This window comes from Roseateles sp. FW301-B2, from assembly GCF_058788955.1.
Window position 1 is genome coordinate 33,904 of the sequence record NZ_JBYTBE010000029.1, and the last position, 16,412, is coordinate 50,315.

General features: G+C 67.4%; 16 protein-coding genes. 11 read left to right on the forward strand and 5 right to left on the reverse strand.

Annotation, left to right across the window (positions count from 1 at the left end):
• Positions 1–2: 2 nt before the first annotated feature.
• Positions 3–1,109: an aromatic ring-hydroxylating oxygenase subunit alpha gene (locus AC3WQY_RS18445; protein ID WP_492709947.1), complete on the reverse strand. Its 1,107-nt coding sequence runs from the start codon at positions 1,107–1,109 to the stop codon at positions 3–5.
• Positions 1,110–1,463: 354 nt separating this feature from the next.
• On the opposite strand from AC3WQY_RS18445, the gene AC3WQY_RS18450 reads away from it, so the two are divergent.
• The 4 genes from AC3WQY_RS18450 to folE2 are packed head-to-tail and all read left to right on the forward strand — an operon-like array spanning position 1,464 to position 5,370.
• Positions 1,464–1,703 carry an exodeoxyribonuclease VII small subunit gene (locus AC3WQY_RS18450; protein WP_425334609.1) on the forward strand — a complete coding sequence of 80 codons (240 nt, stop codon included), beginning with the start codon at positions 1,464–1,466 and terminating at the stop codon, positions 1,701–1,703.
• Between the two features lie 29 nt (positions 1,704–1,732).
• Positions 1,733–2,593: a polyprenyl synthetase family protein gene (locus AC3WQY_RS18455; protein ID WP_492709948.1), complete on the forward strand. Its 861-nt coding sequence runs from the start codon at positions 1,733–1,735 to the stop codon at positions 2,591–2,593.
• A 20-nt stretch (positions 2,594–2,613) separates the two neighbouring features.
• Positions 2,614–4,530, forward strand: a complete 1,917-nt coding sequence (gene dxs, locus AC3WQY_RS18460; protein ID WP_492709950.1) for a 1-deoxy-D-xylulose-5-phosphate synthase — start codon at positions 2,614–2,616, stop codon at positions 4,528–4,530.
• Positions 4,531–4,575: 45 nt separating this feature from the next.
• Positions 4,576–5,370, forward strand: a complete 795-nt coding sequence (folE2, locus tag AC3WQY_RS18465; RefSeq protein WP_492709951.1) for a GTP cyclohydrolase FolE2 — start codon at positions 4,576–4,578, stop codon at positions 5,368–5,370.
• Here the strand turns inward: folE2 and AC3WQY_RS18470 are convergent, their stop codons facing one another.
• A complete protein-coding gene (locus tag AC3WQY_RS18470) occupies positions 5,371–6,279 on the reverse strand; it encodes a LysR family transcriptional regulator (RefSeq protein WP_492709953.1) in 909 nt (302 codons plus the stop codon).
• Positions 6,280–6,359: 80 nt separating this feature from the next.
• Between AC3WQY_RS18470 and lysA the strand changes: the two genes are divergently transcribed.
• From lysA to ahpF, 3 genes are all read left to right on the forward strand, one after another.
• Positions 6,360–7,595, forward strand: a complete 1,236-nt coding sequence (gene lysA / locus AC3WQY_RS18475) for a diaminopimelate decarboxylase (RefSeq protein WP_492709996.1) — start codon at positions 6,360–6,362, stop codon at positions 7,593–7,595.
• Between the two features lie 102 nt (positions 7,596–7,697).
• Positions 7,698–8,261 (forward strand): alkyl hydroperoxide reductase subunit C, encoded by a 564-nt coding sequence (ahpC, locus tag AC3WQY_RS18480; protein WP_285231289.1) that lies wholly within the window; start codon positions 7,698–7,700, stop codon positions 8,259–8,261.
• 143 nt (positions 8,262–8,404) lie between these two features.
• A complete protein-coding gene (gene ahpF / locus AC3WQY_RS18485) occupies positions 8,405–9,958 on the forward strand; it encodes an alkyl hydroperoxide reductase subunit F (RefSeq protein WP_492709955.1) in 1,554 nt (517 codons plus the stop codon).
• A gap of 10 nt (positions 9,959–9,968) precedes the next feature.
• Here the strand turns inward: ahpF and rarD are convergent, their stop codons facing one another.
• Positions 9,969–10,850: an EamA family transporter RarD gene (gene rarD / locus AC3WQY_RS18490; RefSeq protein ID WP_285231291.1), complete on the reverse strand. Its 882-nt coding sequence runs from the start codon at positions 10,848–10,850 to the stop codon at positions 9,969–9,971.
• Positions 10,851–10,952: 102 nt separating this feature from the next.
• On the opposite strand from rarD, the gene AC3WQY_RS18495 reads away from it, so the two are divergent.
• Both AC3WQY_RS18495 and AC3WQY_RS18500 read left to right on the forward strand, forming a co-directional pair.
• On the forward strand, positions 10,953–11,225 hold the full coding sequence (locus AC3WQY_RS18495) for a MoaD/ThiS family protein (RefSeq protein WP_492709957.1): 273 nt from the start codon (positions 10,953–10,955) through the stop codon (positions 11,223–11,225).
• A gap of 4 nt (positions 11,226–11,229) precedes the next feature.
• Positions 11,230–12,324: a WD40/YVTN/BNR-like repeat-containing protein gene (locus AC3WQY_RS18500; protein ID WP_492709959.1), complete on the forward strand. Its 1,095-nt coding sequence runs from the start codon at positions 11,230–11,232 to the stop codon at positions 12,322–12,324.
• On the opposite strand, the gene AC3WQY_RS18505 is transcribed toward AC3WQY_RS18500, so the two are convergent.
• A complete protein-coding gene (locus tag AC3WQY_RS18505; RefSeq protein ID WP_492709961.1) occupies positions 12,303–13,013 on the reverse strand; it encodes a pseudouridine synthase in 711 nt (236 codons plus the stop codon). The genes AC3WQY_RS18500 and AC3WQY_RS18505 overlap by 22 nt on opposite strands.
• A 159-nt stretch (positions 13,014–13,172) precedes the next feature.
• Between AC3WQY_RS18505 and AC3WQY_RS18510 the strand changes: the two genes are divergently transcribed.
• A complete protein-coding gene (locus tag AC3WQY_RS18510; RefSeq protein ID WP_285231295.1) occupies positions 13,173–13,565 on the forward strand; it encodes a hypothetical protein in 393 nt (130 codons plus the stop codon).
• Here the strand turns inward: AC3WQY_RS18510 and AC3WQY_RS18515 are convergent.
• Positions 13,562–13,960, reverse strand: a complete 399-nt coding sequence (locus AC3WQY_RS18515; RefSeq protein WP_492709963.1) for a YchJ family protein — start codon at positions 13,958–13,960, stop codon at positions 13,562–13,564. The genes AC3WQY_RS18510 and AC3WQY_RS18515 overlap by 4 nt on opposite strands.
• A gap of 32 nt (positions 13,961–13,992) precedes the next feature.
• Here AC3WQY_RS18515 and AC3WQY_RS18520 point away from each other — a divergent pair, with 32 nt between their 5' ends.
• The gene (locus AC3WQY_RS18520) at positions 13,993–16,407 is read left to right on the forward strand and encodes a UvrD-helicase domain-containing protein (protein ID WP_492709964.1); all 2,415 of its coding nucleotides are present in this window, start codon (positions 13,993–13,995) and stop codon (positions 16,405–16,407) included.
• Positions 16,408–16,412: the final 5 nt, after the last annotated feature.

Here is a 16,412-nt window from a genome sequence, read left to right on the forward strand (position 1 = left end):
CCTCAGAGCTGCATTTCGCGGCGGTACCACTCGTGGAAATGCTGCATGCCGTCCTCCATCGGGCTCTGGTAGGGCCCGACCTCGTTGTCGCCGCGCTCCATCAAGGCCTTGCGGCCCCAGTCCATGCGCAGGGCGATCTCGTCGTCCTCGATGCAGGTCTCCATATAGGCGGCCTGGTTGGCTTCGACGAACTCGCGTTCGAAGGCGGCGATCTCCTCAGGGTAGTAGAACTCCACCACATTGGTGGTCTTCTGCGGGCCCTTGGGGAACAGCGTCGACACCACCAGCACATGCGGATACCACTCCACCATGATGTGCGGGTAGTAGGTCAGCCAGATCGCGCCCTGCTTGGGCGGCTCGCCGCCGCGGAACTGCAGCACCTGCTGATGCCACTTGCTGTAGACCTCGGAGCCGGGCTTCTCGAGCGCCTTGTGGATGCCCACCGTCTGCACCGAGTGGTGCTTGCCGAATTCCCAGGCCAGATCGTCGCAGGTGACGAACTTGCCCAGTCCGGGGTGGAAGGGGCCGACGTGGTAGTCCTCCAGATAGACCTCGATGAAGGTCTTCCAGTTGTAGTCGCACTCGTGCACATGGATCTTGTCGAGCACATAGCCGCTGAAGTCCAGCTCGGCGCGCGGACCCACGGCCGCCAGTTCGGCCGCGATGTCGCGACCGTTGTCCTCGAACAGCAGGCCGTTCCAATCCCTGAGCTTGTAGCGGTTCAGGTTCAGGCAGGGGTCCTGCTCGAAATGCGGCGCGCCGACCAATTGGCCCTTCAAATCGTAGGTCCATCGGTGCAGCGGGCAGACCACATTGCTCTTGGTATTGCCGCGGCCGCGCAGCATCACCGCCTGGCGGTGCCGGCAGACGTTGGAGATCAGCTCCAGGCCCTCGGGCGTGCGCACGATGGCGCGGCCCTCGCCCTCCTGGGGCAGTGCATAGAAGTCGCCTACCTCGGGCACGGCGAGCGCATGCCCCAGGTAGCGAGGCCCAGGCTGGAAGATCAGTTCCTGTTCCTTGCGGAACAGGCCCTCATCGAAATAGGAAGTGACAGGCAGCTGCGTCTTGCTGCGTTCAAGCGCCGAGAGAGGGATGCTCAGGTCGGACATGATCCAAGAGGGTCTCCAAGAAACCAATGTCAACCCCCCGAGTCCGTCGCGGTCGGGCGCCAATGAAGCTTGACGCCTGGGCGCGGAGCCGGGTTTGTGTCAAAAAGCCCGGCCAGAAGGTTGCTTCCAGGCCGGGCTCCCATACGCCGCGCCACCGTCGCAAGGGCGGTGGGCAGCGAGGGCGGGATTGTACCCATGCTGCGGCATTCCGGGCAGGGTCTCGGCAATGGCCGCCATCGCCATCCTCCCTGCGGGGGGTGTGGTGGGTGTGTGACAAGGTGTGGGTGCTCTAAGACCGGCCTTGCGCCGGTGACTACAATCCCGCTTTCGCATTTCGACATGAGCAAGCCTCCCATGCCCACCAGCAAAGCCGCTGCACCAGCGGCAGTTCCAGCCAGTTACGAGCTCGCGCTCGACGAGCTGGAGCGCCTGGTCGCATCCATGGAGGCCGGGGCATTGCCGCTGGATCAATTGCTGGACAGCTATCGCCGTGGCGCGGAGCTGCTGGGCTTTTGCCGCGCCCGCCTGCAGGCCGTGGAGCAACAGGTCAAGGTGCTGGAGGGTGGCGAGATGAAAACCTGGGAGGAGTCCTGAGCGTGGATGCAGGCGTATTTGAACAATGGATGCAGCGCGCTCTGCTGGCTTACGAGCGGGCGCTGGACGACTGGGTGCCTGCGGATGCGCCCGCCGGACTGGGCGAGGCGATGCGCTACGGCGTGCTGGGTGCCGGCAAGCGCCTGCGGCCGCTGCTGGTGCTGGCCGCCTGCGAGGCGGTGGACGGCGACGCCCCGGCCGCCCTGCGTGCAGGCACGGCGGTGGAGCTGATCCATGCCTACTCCCTGATCCATGACGATATGCCCTGCATGGACAACGACGTGCTGCGCCGTGGCAAGCCCACCGTGCATGTGCAATTCGGCGAGGCCCAGGCCATGCTGGCGGGCGACGCCATGCAGGCCCTGGCCTTCGAGGTCCTGACGCCGGAGGCCGGCATCGCGCCGGCCCTGCAGGCGCGCCTGTGCGCGCTGCTGGCGCGCGCCTCGGGCCATGCCGGCATGGCCGGCGGCCAGGCCATCGATCTGGCCAGCGTTGGCAAGGACCTGGACGAGGCCACGCTGCGCGACATGCACCGCCGCAAGACCGGCGTGCTGCTGCAGGGCAGCGTGCTGATGGGCGCCGCCTGTGGCGAGACCACGCCCGCGACCTGGGCCGCGCTGACCGACTATGGCGCCGCCATCGGCCTGGCTTTCCAGGTGGTGGACGACATCCTGGACGTGACCCAGGACTCCGCCGTGCTGGGCAAGACCGCCGGCAAGGACCAGGAGGCCAACAAGCCCACCTATGTGAGCCTGATGGGCCTGGACGGCGCGCGCCGCTACGCCGATGAACTGCGCGCGCAAGCCCATGCGGCGCTGGCGCGCTCGGGGCTCACCAACACCGCCTGGCTCAGCCTGCTGGCCGACCGCGTGGTGGACCGGGACAACTGACAGCTCGGGATGCATCGCACATGAATTTCTCGCTCCTGCGCACCATCAACAGCCCGGCCGATCTGCGCCGGCTGCCGCGCACCGATCTGGCCAAGCTGGCCGACGAGCTGCGCGCCTATGTGCTGGAGAGCGTCTCCAAGACCGGTGGCCACCTGGGCTCCAACCTGGGCGCGGTGGAGCTGACGGTGGCGCTGCACTATGTGTTCAACACCCCGCACGACCGGCTGGTCTGGGATGTGGGCCACCAGACCTATCCGCACAAGGTGCTGACGGGCCGCCGCGAGGCCATGGCGGGCCTGCGCCAGCTGGGCGGCATCAGCGGCTTTCCGCGCCGCGACGAGAGCGAGTACGACACCTTCGGCACCGGCCATTCCTCCACCTCGATCTCGGCCGCCCATGGCATGGCCATGGCCGCCAAGCTCAAGGGCGAGCATCGCAAGGCCGTGGCCATCATCGGCGACGGCTCGATGACGGCGGGCATGGCCTTCGAGGCACTCAACAATGCCGGCGTCTCGCATGGCGGCCTGATGGGCGACGTGCTGGTGATACTGAACGACAACGACATGTCGATCAGCCCGCCGGTGGGCGCGCTCAACAAGTATCTGGCGCGCCTGATGAGCGGCAAGTTCTACGGCGCCGCGCGCGAGGGCGCCAAGAGCGTGCTGAAGAACACGCCGCTGTACGAGTTTGCGCGCCGCTTCGAGGAGCACACCAAGGGCATGGTCGTGCCCGGCACCATCTTCGAGGAGTTCGGCTTCAACTATGTGGGCCCGATCGACGGTCATGACCTTGACGCGCTGATCCCCACGCTGGAGAACCTGCGCAGCCGCTCGGGCCCGCAGTTCCTGCATGTGGTGACCAAGAAGGGCCAGGGCTACAAGCTGGCCGAGGCCGATCCGGTCAAGTACCACGCCGCCTCGGGCAAGTTCGATCCGGCGGTGGGTTTCGTCAAGCCGGCCACGCCGCCCAAGCCCACCTTCACCCAGATCTTCGGTGACTGGCTGTGCGACATGGCCGAGGCCGACGCGCGCCTGGTGGGCATCACCCCCGCGATGCGCGAGGGTTCGGGCATGGTGGACTTCCACAAGCGCTTCCCGACCCGCTATCACGACGTCGGCATTGCCGAGCAGCATGCGGTGACCTTCGGTGCGGGCCTGGCCTGCGAGGGGCTGAAGCCGGTGGTGGCGATCTACTCCACCTTCCTGCAGCGCGCCTACGACCAGATGATCCACGATGTGGCGATCCAGAACCTGCCGGTGCTGTTCGCGCTCGATCGTGCCGGCCTGGTGGGTGCCGATGGCGCCACCCATGCCGGCAACTACGACATTGCCTACACGCGCTGCATTCCGAACATGGCGCTGCTGACGCCGGCGGACGAGAACGAATGCCGCCAGGCGCTCTACACCGGCTTCCAGCACGATGGCCCGGCCACGGTGCGCTATCCGCGCGGCGCCGGCGTGGGTGTGCCTGTGCAGAAGCAGATGACGGCCCTGCCATGGGGCAAGGGCGAAGTGCGCCGCGAGAGCGGCCGCCTGCAGGGCCAGGGGCCGCGCATCGCCATCCTGGCCTTTGGCACCTTGCTCTACCCCTGCCTGCAGGCGGCCGAGCAGCTCGACGCCACGGTGGCGAATATGCGCTTCGTGAAGCCGCTGGACGACGCCCTGGTGGCCGAGTTGGCACGCACGCACGACGCCCTGGTGACGGTGGAAGACGGCTGCGTGATGGGCGGTGCCGGCAGCGCGGTGCTGGAGTCTCTGCAGGCCGCCGGCCTGAGCCTGCCGGTGCTGCAACTGGGCCTGCCCGATGTGTTCGTCGAACATGGCGACCCTGCCAAGCTGATGTCGCAATGCGGCCTGGACGCCGCGGGCATCGAGCAATCCATCTTCAAGCGCTTTGGCGGCCGTCCGACGCTGCTGCGCGCAGCCGCAAACCAGTAAGCCCCGACCGAGGCAAGGTTCCTCGGTTGGTGCGATGCTCCCCCTATGAATCAATTGACGAGCGCCCTGCACATTCCCGACACCCAAAGCGAGCGCGACGAGCGCCATCTGGTGATCCAGCGTGTCGGCGTCAAGGATGTGCGCTATCCCCTGCAGCTGCGCATCGCTGGCAAGGCGCAGCCCACGGTGGGCCAGTGGACCTTGGACGTGGCCCTGCCGGCGGAGAAGAAGGGCACGCATATGTCGCGCTTCGTGGCCTGGCTGGATGCCTTGCACGAGCCGCTGGACGCGGCCGGCCTGCGCGCGTTGCATGCCCAGATGCTAGCCAAGCTGGAGGCGGCGGAGGGGCGCATCGAGGTGCGCTTTGCCTTCTTCCTGCGCAAGCGCGCGCCGGTCTCGGGCATCGAGAGCATGCTGGACTACCAGGGCGCGCTGATCTCCGAAACGCGGGCCGGCAAGACGACGGTGCGTGCCGAGGTGGCGGTGCCGGTGAAAAGCCTGTGCCCCTGCTCCAAGGAAATCTCGGACTACGGCGCCCACAACCAGCGCTCGCTGGTCACCATCAGCGCCGAGCTGAAGGACGACAGCCTGAGCTGGCAGGAGCTGGTGCGCTTTGCGGAAGAGAGCGCGTCCAGCGAGATCTGGCCCCTGCTCAAGCGCACCGACGAGAAGTGGATCACCGAGCACGCCTACGAGAACCCCAAGTTTGTCGAGGACCTGGTGCGCGACGTGGCGCTGCGCCTGAATGCCGAGGCGCGCATCGGTGCCTATGCAGTGGACGTCGAGAATTTCGAGTCCATACACAACCACTCGGCCTACGCCCGCATCGAGCGCCTCTGATCAGCCCGCTGACAAGCGCTCGGAAATGCGCTTGAGTGCCTGCTTCACAAGGTTCAGGTAGTCGGCCGTCAGCGCCTGTGCCGGCCGGTGTTCCGGCAGCAAGGCGTTCAGCTCGAAGGGCAGGGATACCGCAAAGCGCCGCCATTGCAGGCGCTCGTTGGCGCATGCGAGTGCGGTGAGCGGGTTCACGATGGCCAGGCCCAGCCCCGCTTCGACCATGGCGCACACCGCCACCGCGCTGTGCGTTTGCAGCTGCATGCGACGCTGCACGCCCGCAGCGGCAAAAATGCGATCCAGCTCGATGCGGTAGGGGTCCTCGGCCGCCAGGCTGATGAAGCGCTCGCCCTCGAAGTCGGCCGGGCTCAGCACCGGCTTGGCCAGCAGGGCGTGACCGGCCGGCAGCACGCACAGCTCGTCCAGACTGGTGAGCCGCTCCAGGCGCGTGCCGGCCACCGTCTGGCGCTGCTCGCTCAGGCCCAGGTCGAAGCGCTGGGCGCTCATCCACTCTTCCAGCAGCGGGGATTCCTGCGGCGTGATGCTCAGCTGGGCCGCGGGATGGCGCGCCAGGAAGGCCGCGCTCACCGCCGGCAGCAGGGCATGGCCCAGGGCCGGCAGACAGAGGATGTTGAGCCGCTCCTGTTCGGCGCGCCCCAGTTCATTGGCGCGGCTGATGACGCGCTCCAGACCCTGGAAGGAGCGCTGCACCTCGTCAAACAGCTGCAGGGCCCGGGCCGTGGCCTTGAGCCGCCCGCGCTGGCGCTCGAACAGGGCATAGCCCAGCAACTGCTCCAGGCGCGCCAGCTCCCGGCTGATGGTCGGCTGCGAGCTGTGCAGCGCCGCCGCCGCCGCCGTGACGCTGCCGGCATGCATGACGGCACGGAACACCTCGATATGGCGGTGGCTGATCATGCTTAAACCATATCAGAAGTGGATTGTCTTGCGAAACCAAAGCATTTGAATGAATGCAAGAGGGATGGCACGATGCCGCCATGCCTCAAGACCTGAACCCCCCCCTGCTGCGCTCGCTGGCCCAGCGCTTCGGCACCCCGCTGTGGGTGTACGACGCCGCGGTGATACGCGAGCGCATCGCCGCGCTGAAGGCCTTCGACACGGTGCGTTTTGCCCAGAAGGCCTGCTCCAACACTCATATCCTGAAGCTGATGCGCGAGCAGGGTGTCAAGGTCGATGCGGTCTCGCGTGGCGAGATCCTGCGCGCGCTGGCGGCCGGCTACCGGGCGGGTGGCGACGAGATCGTCTTCACCGCCGACCTGCTGGACCGCGAGACGCTGGCCACCGTGGTCGAACACCGCGTGCCGGTGAACGCCGGTTCGATCGACATGCTGCGCCAGCTCGGCGCCGTGTCCAAGGGCCACAAGGTCTGGCTGCGCATCAACCCCGGCTTCGGCCATGGCCACAGCAACAAGACCAATACCGGCGGCGAGCACAGCAAGCATGGCATCTGGCACAGCGAGCTCGCCGAGGCGCTGGCCGTCATCAAGGACGAGGGCCTGCGGCTGGTGGGCCTGCACATGCACATTGGTTCGGGCGTGGACTACGGGCATCTGAGCCAGGTCTGCGGCGCCATGGTGGGCCTGGTGCGCCAGACCCAGGCAGCGGGCCATGACCTGCAGGCGATCTCGGCCGGCGGTGGCCTGTCGATTCCCTACCGCGAGGGCGATGCCGGCATCGACACGGCCCATTATTTCGGCCTCTGGGATGCCGCCCGCCAGGAGGCCGAGGCCCTCTTGGGTCACAAGCTGCATCTGGAAATCGAGCCGGGCCGCTTCCTGGTGGCCGAGTCCGGTCTGCTGCTGGCCGAGGTGCGCGCCACCAAGAATGCCGGCAACAACCATTTCGTGCTGGTCGACGCCGGCTTCAACGAGCTGATGCGTCCGGCCATGTACGGCGCCTTCCATGCCATGAGCCTCTTGCCGAGCGATGACAGCCAGCGCCCCAGCCGCCCCGCCGTGGTGGCCGGGCCGCTGTGCGAATCGGGCGACGTGTTCACGCAGGAAGACGGCGGCGTGGTCGTGCCGCGCGAGCTGATGGCGGCCGAGGTCGGCGACCTGCTGGTGATCCACGACACCGGGGCCTATGGTGCCTCGATGTCCAGCAACTACAACAGCCGGCCCCTGATTGCCGAGGTGCTGGTCGATGGTGCGACCGAGGCGCGCCTGATCCGCCGCCGCCAGACGGTCGAGGAGCTGCTGGCGCTGGAGGCCTGATAGGGAATTCCAATAAGGGTGATTTGATTAACCAAAACTAACGGCACGCTAGTGTCGATATAGTTCAGTCATTCCATCAACCACCCTAGCAAGGAACCCCCGATGTCCCTGATCAACACCCAAGTCCAGCCCTTCAAGACCGAGGCTTTTCACAACGGCAAGTTCATCACCGTCACCGAAGAGTCGCTGAAGGGCAAGTGGTCCGTGCTGATCTTCATGCCGGCTGCCTTCACCTTCAACTGCCCGACCGAAGTGGAAGACGCTGCCGACCATTACGCCGAATTCCAGAAGGCCGAGACCGAGGTCTACATCGTCACGACCGACACGCATTTCGCCCACAAGGTCTGGCACGAAACCTCGCCGGCCGTCAGCAAGGCCAAGTTCCCCCTGGTTGGCGACCCGACGCACCAACTGACCAATGCCTTCGGCGTGCACATCCCGGAAGAAGGCCTGGCCCTGCGCGGCACCTTCGTGATCAACCCTGAAGGCGTGATCAAGACGGCCGAAGTGCACTCGAACGAGATCGCCCGCGACGTCAAGGAAACCCTGCGCAAGCTCAAGGCGGCCCAGTACACCGCCAAGAACCCTGGCCAGGTCTGCCCGGCCAAGTGGAACGAAGGCGCCAAGACCATCGCTCCCTCCCTCGATCTGGTCGGCAAGATCTAAACCATGATCGCCCTTGCTGCGAGCCCGGGAGGGCTTGCGGCAATCCCCCAAGAGCCACGCAAGCGACTCTGAGAGCGCCTCGTCCAAGGGGGTGTTCCCAGAGTGGCTGATCCCGCCACGCCTGAACAAGGAGCCCTACCACCATGTTGGACGACACCCTCAAATCCCAGCTCAAGGCTTATCTCGAGCGCGTCACCGTCCCCTTCGAGATCGAAGCCTCGCTGGACGACAGCGACAGCGCCAGGGAACTGCTGGCGCTGCTGCAGGACATCGCCGCGATGTCCGACAAGATCAGCCTCAGGGCCGATGGCCAGGACCAGCGCCGTCCTTCTTTCAGCCTGAAACGCCTGGACTCAGAGATGAGCCTGCGCTTTGCGGCGATCCCGCTGGGCCATGAGTTCACCTCCCTGGTGCTGGCCCTGCTGTGGACCGGCGGCCATCCGCCCAAGGTCGAGCAGGACGTGATCGACCAGATCAAGGGCCTGGATGGCGAATACAGCTTCGAGGTCTATATGAGCCTCAGCTGCCACAACTGCCCGGACGTGGTGCAGGCGCTGAGCCTGATGTCCGTGCTCAACCCCAGGGTCAAGACGGTCGTCATCGACGGGGCGCTGTTCCAGGACGAGGTCAATGCCCGCGAGGTCATGGCCGTGCCCAGCGTCTACCTGAATGGCCAGCCCTTTGGCTCGGGTCGCATGACGGTGGAAGAGATCGTCGCCAAGCTCGACACCGGCGCGGCGGACAAGGACGCCGCCAAGCTCTCGGCCAAAGACCCCTTCGATGTGCTGGTGGTGGGCGGCGGCCCCGCCGGCGCTGCCGCGGCGGTGTACGCCGCCCGCAAGGGCATCCGCACGGCAATAGCGGCCGAGCGCTTCGGCGGCCAGGTCAACGACACGCTGGCGATCGAGAACTACATCTCGGTGCTGGAGACCGACGGCCCCAAGTTCGCGATGAGCCTGGAGGCCCACGTCAAGGCCTATGGCGTCGACGTGATGAACCTGCAGCGCGGCGACAAGCTGATCCCGGCCGCCACGCCCGGCGGCCTGGTCGAGGTGCAACTCGCCAACGGCGGCACGCTCAAGAGCAAGACCGTGATCCTCTCCACCGGCGCGCGCTGGAGGAATGTGAACGTGCCCGGCGAGCAGGAATACAAGAACAAGGGCGTGGCCTACTGCCCGCATTGCGACGGCCCGCTCTTCAAGGGCAAGCGCGTGGCGGTGATCGGCGGCGGCAACTCCGGCGTGGAAGCTGCCATCGACCTGGCCGGCCTGGTGAGCCATGTGACCCTGATCGAATTCGGCGAGGCCTTGCGTGCCGATGCGGTGCTGGTCAGCAAGCTCAAGAGCCTGCCCAACGTCACCATCCATACGCAGGCCCAGACCACCGAGCTGACCGGCGATGGCCACAAGCTGAACGGCCTGAGCTACACCGACCGTGCCAGCGGCGAGTCGCGCCACATCGAGCTGGAAGGCGTGTTCGTGCAGATCGGCCTGGTGCCCAATACCGAGTGGCTGCGTGGCGTGGTGGAGCTCTCCAAGCACGGCGAGATCGTCGTCGACGCCAGGGGCCAGACCTCGGTGCCCGGCGTGTTCGCCGCCGGCGACGCCACCACCGTGCCCTTCAAGCAGATCATCATCGCCGCCGGCGATGGCGCGAAGGCGGCGCTGGGCGCCTTTGATTACCTGATGCGCAACTGATGCCTGCTGCTCAGGCGCGGCGGCTGTTCAGCCAGCCCTCCAGGCTGTAGACCAGCAGCGCCGCCCAGATCAGGCCGAAGCCTACCACCCGGGCCGCGGCAAAGGGCTCGTGGTACAGCCACACGCCCAGCATGAACTGGATGCTGGGCGAGATGTATTGCAAGAGGCCCAGCGTCGTCATCGGGATGCGGCGCGCGCCGGCGGCGAACAGCAGCAGGGGCAGGGCGGTGAGCGGGCCGGCGAACAGCAGCCAAGTGATCATGCCGGCGTCGCCCTGCGCCAGCGCGCTGTCGCCCTGGCTGGTCCACCAACCCAACGCCGCCGCGGCCACGGGCGTCAGCAGCATGGTCTCGAGGGCCAGGCCTTCCAGCGCACCCAGGCTGGCCACCTTGCGCAGCAGCCCGTAGATGCCGAAGCTGGCCGCCAGCACCAGGGCCACCCAGGGCAGGCGGCCGGTCTGCAGGGTCAGCCACAGCACGCCGGCCGCCGCCAGACCCACGGCCAGCCATTGCAGGCGGCGCGGCCGCTCGTGCAGGAACACATAGCCCAGCGCCACATTCACCAGCGGGTTGATGAAGTAGCCCAGGCTGGCGTCCAGCACATGGTCGTGCTGCACCGCCCACACATAAGTCAGCCAGTTGGCCGAGAGCAGCAGGGCCGAGAGCGCAAACGCGCCCAGCACCTTGGGCTGGCGCAGCAGCGGGCCCAGCCAGGCCCAGCGTTTCAGGACCGCCAGCACGATCAGCATGAAGACCATGCACCAGACCGTGCGATGCGCCACCACCTCCAGGGAGGGCACGCCGGCCAGTTGCTTGAAATAGAGCGGGAACAGGCCCCAGGCCGCGTAGGCGAGGGCGGCGTAGATGACGCCTTTAGAGGAATCGCGATTCATTGCCCGCATTGTCCCCATGCCGGGCCGGGCCTGCCGGCCAAGGGTCATGGCCGGGAAATCCTGTGTGCGGCGTGCGCCCCCGCCGGTGCTTAAATGAGTGCCATGCCCCGCATTGTGTTCACCCCGCAGCTGCGCCGCCTGCTTGGCGACGTGCCTGACTTCGACGCCGGCGCCCTGGTGCTGCGCGAGGCGCTGGCGCAGGCCTTTGCCGCGCAGCCGCGCTTGCGCAGTTATGTGCTTGACGATCAGGGGCATGTGCGCGCCAATGTGGCGATCTTTGTGGATGGTCGTCGCCTGCACGATCGCGTGCGCTTGAGCGATGCGCTGCGGCCCGACAGCGTCGTCCATGTCCTGCAAGCCCTGTCCGGAGGATGAACTCATGAGCCTGAATGCCTGGGTCGCGACCCGCAAGGGTCTGTTCGAGATCGCGCATCGCGGCAGCGCCGGCTGGCAGATCGTCGGCCACAGCTTCGTGGGCGATCCGGTCAGCATGGTGCTGCCCGGCTCCGACCATGGGCAGTTCGACGGCCGCATGTTCGCCGCGCTGAACCTGGGCCACTTCGGCGTCAAGCTGCAGGCCTCGGACGACGAGGGCAAGACCTGGCGCGAGCTGCCGGCGCCGGTCTATCCGCCCCAGCCCGAGGGCGGGGATGCAGCTCAGGGGCCGGCCTGGAAGCTGCAGCAGATCTGGTCGCTGGCGCGCAGCCCCGCGGCGCTGTGGGCCGGCACCCTGCCGGGCGGGCTGTTCAAGAGCGTGGACGGTGGCGAGAGCTGGGCCTTGGTGGAGAGCCTCTGGCAGCGCCCCGAGCGCCTGGGCTGGTTCGGTGGCGGCTACGACGCGCCGGGCATCCATTCGATCTGCCCGCATCCCAGCCAGCCGGGCGAACTGCTGCTGGGCATCAGCTGCGGCGGTGCCTGGCACAGCGCCGACGAGGGTGCCAGCTGGGCGCTGCGCGCCAAGGGCATGCGCGCCGACTTCATGCCGCCCGATCAGCAGCAGCTGGAAAACATCCAGGACCCGCACCGCATCGTGCGCTGCGAGGCCGCCCCCGAGGTGCTCTGGTGCCAGCATCACAACGGCATCTGGCGCAGCAGCGACAACGGCCTGAGCTGGCAGGAGCTGAAGGCGCCGCTGTCCAGCTTCGGCTTTGCGGTGGCCGCGCATCCGCTGGACCCGCTCACCGCCTGGTTCGTCCCGGCGGTGAAGGACGAGCGCCGCATCCCGGTGGATGGCGCCCTGGTGGTGAACCGCACCCGCGACGGTGGCCAGACCTGGCAGACCCTGCGCATGGGCCTGCCGCAGCAGCATTGCTACGACCTGGTCTACCGCCATGGCCTGGCGGTGGACGAGAACGGAAAGCATCTGCTGATGGGCAGCACCACCGGCGGGCTTTGGGCCAGCGACGATGGCGGCGACAGCTGGGCCACCGTCTCGCTCAATCTGCCGCCGATCTACGCCGTGCAGTTCGGCTGAAGCCGTCCCCACTCGGGCCCCAGCGGCGCCTCGATGCGGAGCGGCCGGCCCGTGATTGGGTGGCTCAGCTCCAGCGTCAGCGCATGCAGCCACAGGCGCTGCAGGCCCAGGTGGGCCGCCACCGCGCGGTTCAAGGGCCCCTTGCCGTGGGTGGCGTCGCCGATGATGGGGTGGGCGATGTGCTTGAAATGGCGGCGGATCTGGTGGCGGCGGCCGCTCTGCGGGCTTGCCTCCAGCAGCGCAAAGCGGCTGCTGGCGTGGCGCGGGTCGGTCTGCAGCGGCCATTCCAGGCGGCGCAGGCAGGTCCAGTCGGTGCGCGCCTCCAGCAAGACCTGGCCCTGCGAAGGCAGCTCGGGATCCTTGGCCAGCGCGTGGGTGATGCTGCCGGCGTCGGCGCCGGGCCAGCCGCGCACCAGGGCCCGGTAGCGCTTGTGCACCAGGCCCTGCTCGAAGGCCTGGGCCGCCAGGCTGGCGCTGTCCGCATCGAGCGCGAACAGCAGCACGCCCGAGGTGCCCTTGTCCAGGCGGTGCACCGGCCAGACATGGCGGCCGAGCTGGTCGCGCAGCAATTGCAGCGCGAAGACCTCCTCGCGCGCATCCAGGGCGCTGCGATGCACCAGCAGGCCGGCGGGTTTGGCGATGGCGACGAGCTGCTCGTCGGCATGAAGAATGGGTAACAAGCGGTTCATGGGCGGTGCTGCCGGCCCCCTTGTTCGCGGGGCGCTGTGGCGTGGATGCCCCATTCCATGGGGCTTTCCCCACTTTGGGGGGCTTCAGGGTTGTCCCTGGGTTCTCAACAATCCTGTCATGCGTTGTGGCCATCATCACGCACATCAGGAGTCTTCCTCATGCCCCAGGTCTTTCACGTTGGATACCGTTCCCCCTTGGTCTCGGCCCTGGCCTGGGGCTTGATGCTGGCGGGCCTGTTCGGCATGGCCAGCGCGGGCTGGGGTCTGTGGCTGGGGCATTGGCTGGCCTTGGCGCTGCTGCTCTGGTCCGCGGCCGCGGCACTGGGAGGCCAGGCCCTGCTGCGGCGCCTGGAATGGGGCCGCCGCCTCAGCGCCCTGCTGCTGACCAGCCTGATGCCGGCCATGCTGCTGGGCATGTCGCTGGGCACATGGGCTGCCGACTGGCCGCGCGCGAGCCTGCTGCTGGGTCTGCTGGCCTTGGCCCTCTGTGCCGCACTGGTGTGGCTGCTGGCACGCCTGAACTCGCGCATGGTGTGCCAGGAATTCGCCTAGGCGATCTCTCCATCAAGGTAGTACCAGGCACCCCGCTCGCGTACGAAGCGGCTGGTCTCGTGCAGGCGCTGGGCGCGGCCGCCGAGCTTGCTGCGCGCCACGAACTCCACGGTGGCATGGTCGGCGTCCTGCTGCTGGTGGCGCTTCACGTCCAGCCCCAGCCACTTCAGGCCGGGCTCGTTGCCCTCCAATGACGCCGGCCGCTGGCTGGGGTGCCAGCTGGCCAGCAGGTAGTCGCGCAGCTCCCGTACATAGGCGCTGTAGCGCGAGCGCATCAGGGCCTCGGCCGTGGGCGCGCTGAGCTCGCCGCTTGCCGCAAAACGCTGGTGGATGGCGCCGCAGCAGGCGTCGTAGGGCTTGCCGCTGCCGCAGGGGCAAGAAAGGTCGTTCTTCATGGCGACATGATGCCAGTCCCTAAAATGCGCAGATGAGTCAGCCCCCCTTCGAAGACGATCTGTTCACGCCCCCCACCACGGGTTTGCTGAAGAACCTCAACCCCGAGCAATACGCCGCCGTCACCCTGGGCCAGGAGCCTGCGCTGATCCTGGCCGGCGCCGGCTCGGGCAAGACCCGGGTGCTGACCACGCGCATCGCCTGGCTGATGAGCCAGGGCCTGGTGGCGCCGGGCGGGGTGATGGCCGTGACCTTCACCAACAAGGCGGCCAAGGAGATGGTGACCCGCCTCACCGCGATGCTGCCGGTGAATGTACGGGGCATGTGGATAGGCACCTTCCACGGCCTGTGCAACCGCTTCCTGCGCGCGCATTGGAAGCTGGCTGGCCTGCCGCAGGGCTTCCAGATCCTGGACGCGAGCGATTCGGTCTCGGCCGTCAAGCGCGTCATCAAGGCCATGAAGCTGGACGAAGAGCGCTTCGTGCCCAAGCAGGTCAGCTGGTTCATTGCCGGTGCGAAGGAAGACGGCCTGCGCGCCAAGGACATCGAGCAGCGCGATGAGCAGTCGCGCACCATGGTGGCGATCTACCAGGCCTACCAGGACCAATGCGAGCGCGAGGGCGTGGTGGACTTCGCCGAGCTGATGCTGCGCACCTACGAGCTGCTGCGCGACCACGCCGAGCTGCGCGCGCATTACCAGCAGCGCTTCAAGTACATCCTGGTGGACGAGTTCCAGGACACCAACAAGCTGCAATACGCCTGGCTGAAGATGTTCGCGCCGCCGGGCGCGGGCCAGGGCGTGTTCGCGGTGGGCGACGACGACCAGAGCATCTACGCCTTCCGCGGCGCGCGTGTCGGCAATATGGCCGATTTCGAGCGCGAGTACCGCGTCAGAAAGGTGGTCAAGCTGGAGCAGAACTACCGCAGCTTCGGCAACATCCTGGACGCCGCCAACGAGCTCATCAGCCGCAATAGCCACCGCCTGGGCAAGAACCTGCGCACCGAGATGGGCCCCGGCGAGCCGGTGCGGGTGAACGAATCGGCCAGCGATTTCGCCGAGGCGCAATGGCTGCTGGAGGAGGCCCAGGCCCTGCATCGCCAGGGCATGCCGCGCCAGGAGATCGCCATCCTCTACCGCAGCAATGCACAGTCGCGCGTGCTGGAGTCGGCGCTCTTCAATGCCGGCATCCCGTATCGCGTCTATGGCGGCCTGCGCTTCTTCGAGCGTGCCGAGGTCAAGCATGCGCTGGCCTATCTGCGTCTGATCGAGAACGCCAACGACGACACCAGCTTTCTGCGCGTGGTGAACTTCCCGGCGCGCGGCATCGGCGCGCGCACCATCGAGTTGCTGCAGGACGCCGCGCGCGTCAGCGGCCGCAGCCTCTACCAGAGCGTGGGCGCGGTGGCCGGCAAGGGCGGCAGCAATCTGGCCGGCTTCGTGAACCTGGTCGAGTCCATGCGCAACCTCACGCAAGGCCTGACCCTGCGCGAGATCATCTCGCAGATGCTCGAGAGCTCGGGCCTGGCCGAGTTCTACCGCAACGACAAGGACGGCGCCGAGCGCCTGGAGAACCTGGACGAGTTGATCAACGCCGCCGAGGCCTTCGTCACCCAGGAGGGCTTCGGCAAGGACGCCGTGGCTTTGCCCGTCGACGAACTCGCGCCGGGCGCCATCGCCGAGGGCCTGCCCAATGCGGTGGCCGCCGCGGCGGTGACGCCGGATGCCGAGACCGGCGAGATCATGTCGCCGCTGGCGGCCTTCCTGACGCATGCCTCGCTGGAGGCCGGCGACAACCAGGCCCAGGCGGGCCAGGACGCGATCCAGTTGATGACGGTGCATTCGGCCAAGGGCCTGGAGTTCGACGCCGTCTTCATCACCGGCCTGGAAGAGGGCCTGTTCCCGCACGAGAACTCGCTCGCCGACGGCGACGGCCTGGAGGAAGAGCGGCGCCTGATGTATGTGGCGATCACGCGCGCGCGCCAGCGCCTCTACCTGAGCTTCAGCCAGACCCGTATGCTGCACGGGCAGACGCGCTACAACGTGAAGAGCCGCTTCCTCGAGGAACTGCCCGAGGCCGCGCTGAAATGGCTGACGCCGCGCAACCAGGGCTTCGGCTCGGGCTTTGCACGCGAGTACCAGAGCGCCTGGGAGCGCGGCTCCGGCCTCAAGTCCATGGTGGGCGCGGGCCGTGTCGAGACATCAACAGCAGCCAGGGCGCCCTATGTGCCGCCGGTGCCGCAGACCATGAAGCAGGCGGCGGCGCAGAAGGTCGGCAACGAGTACGGCGGCCTGCGCGTCGGCAAGGGCGTGTTCCACAACAAGTTCGGCGAGGGCGTGCTGGTGACGCTGGAAGGCAGCGGCCAGGATGCGCGCGCGCAAGTCAACTTCGGCCGCCACGGCATGAAGTGGCTGGCGCTGGCGGTGGCCAAGCTGACACCGATCGATTGATCGAT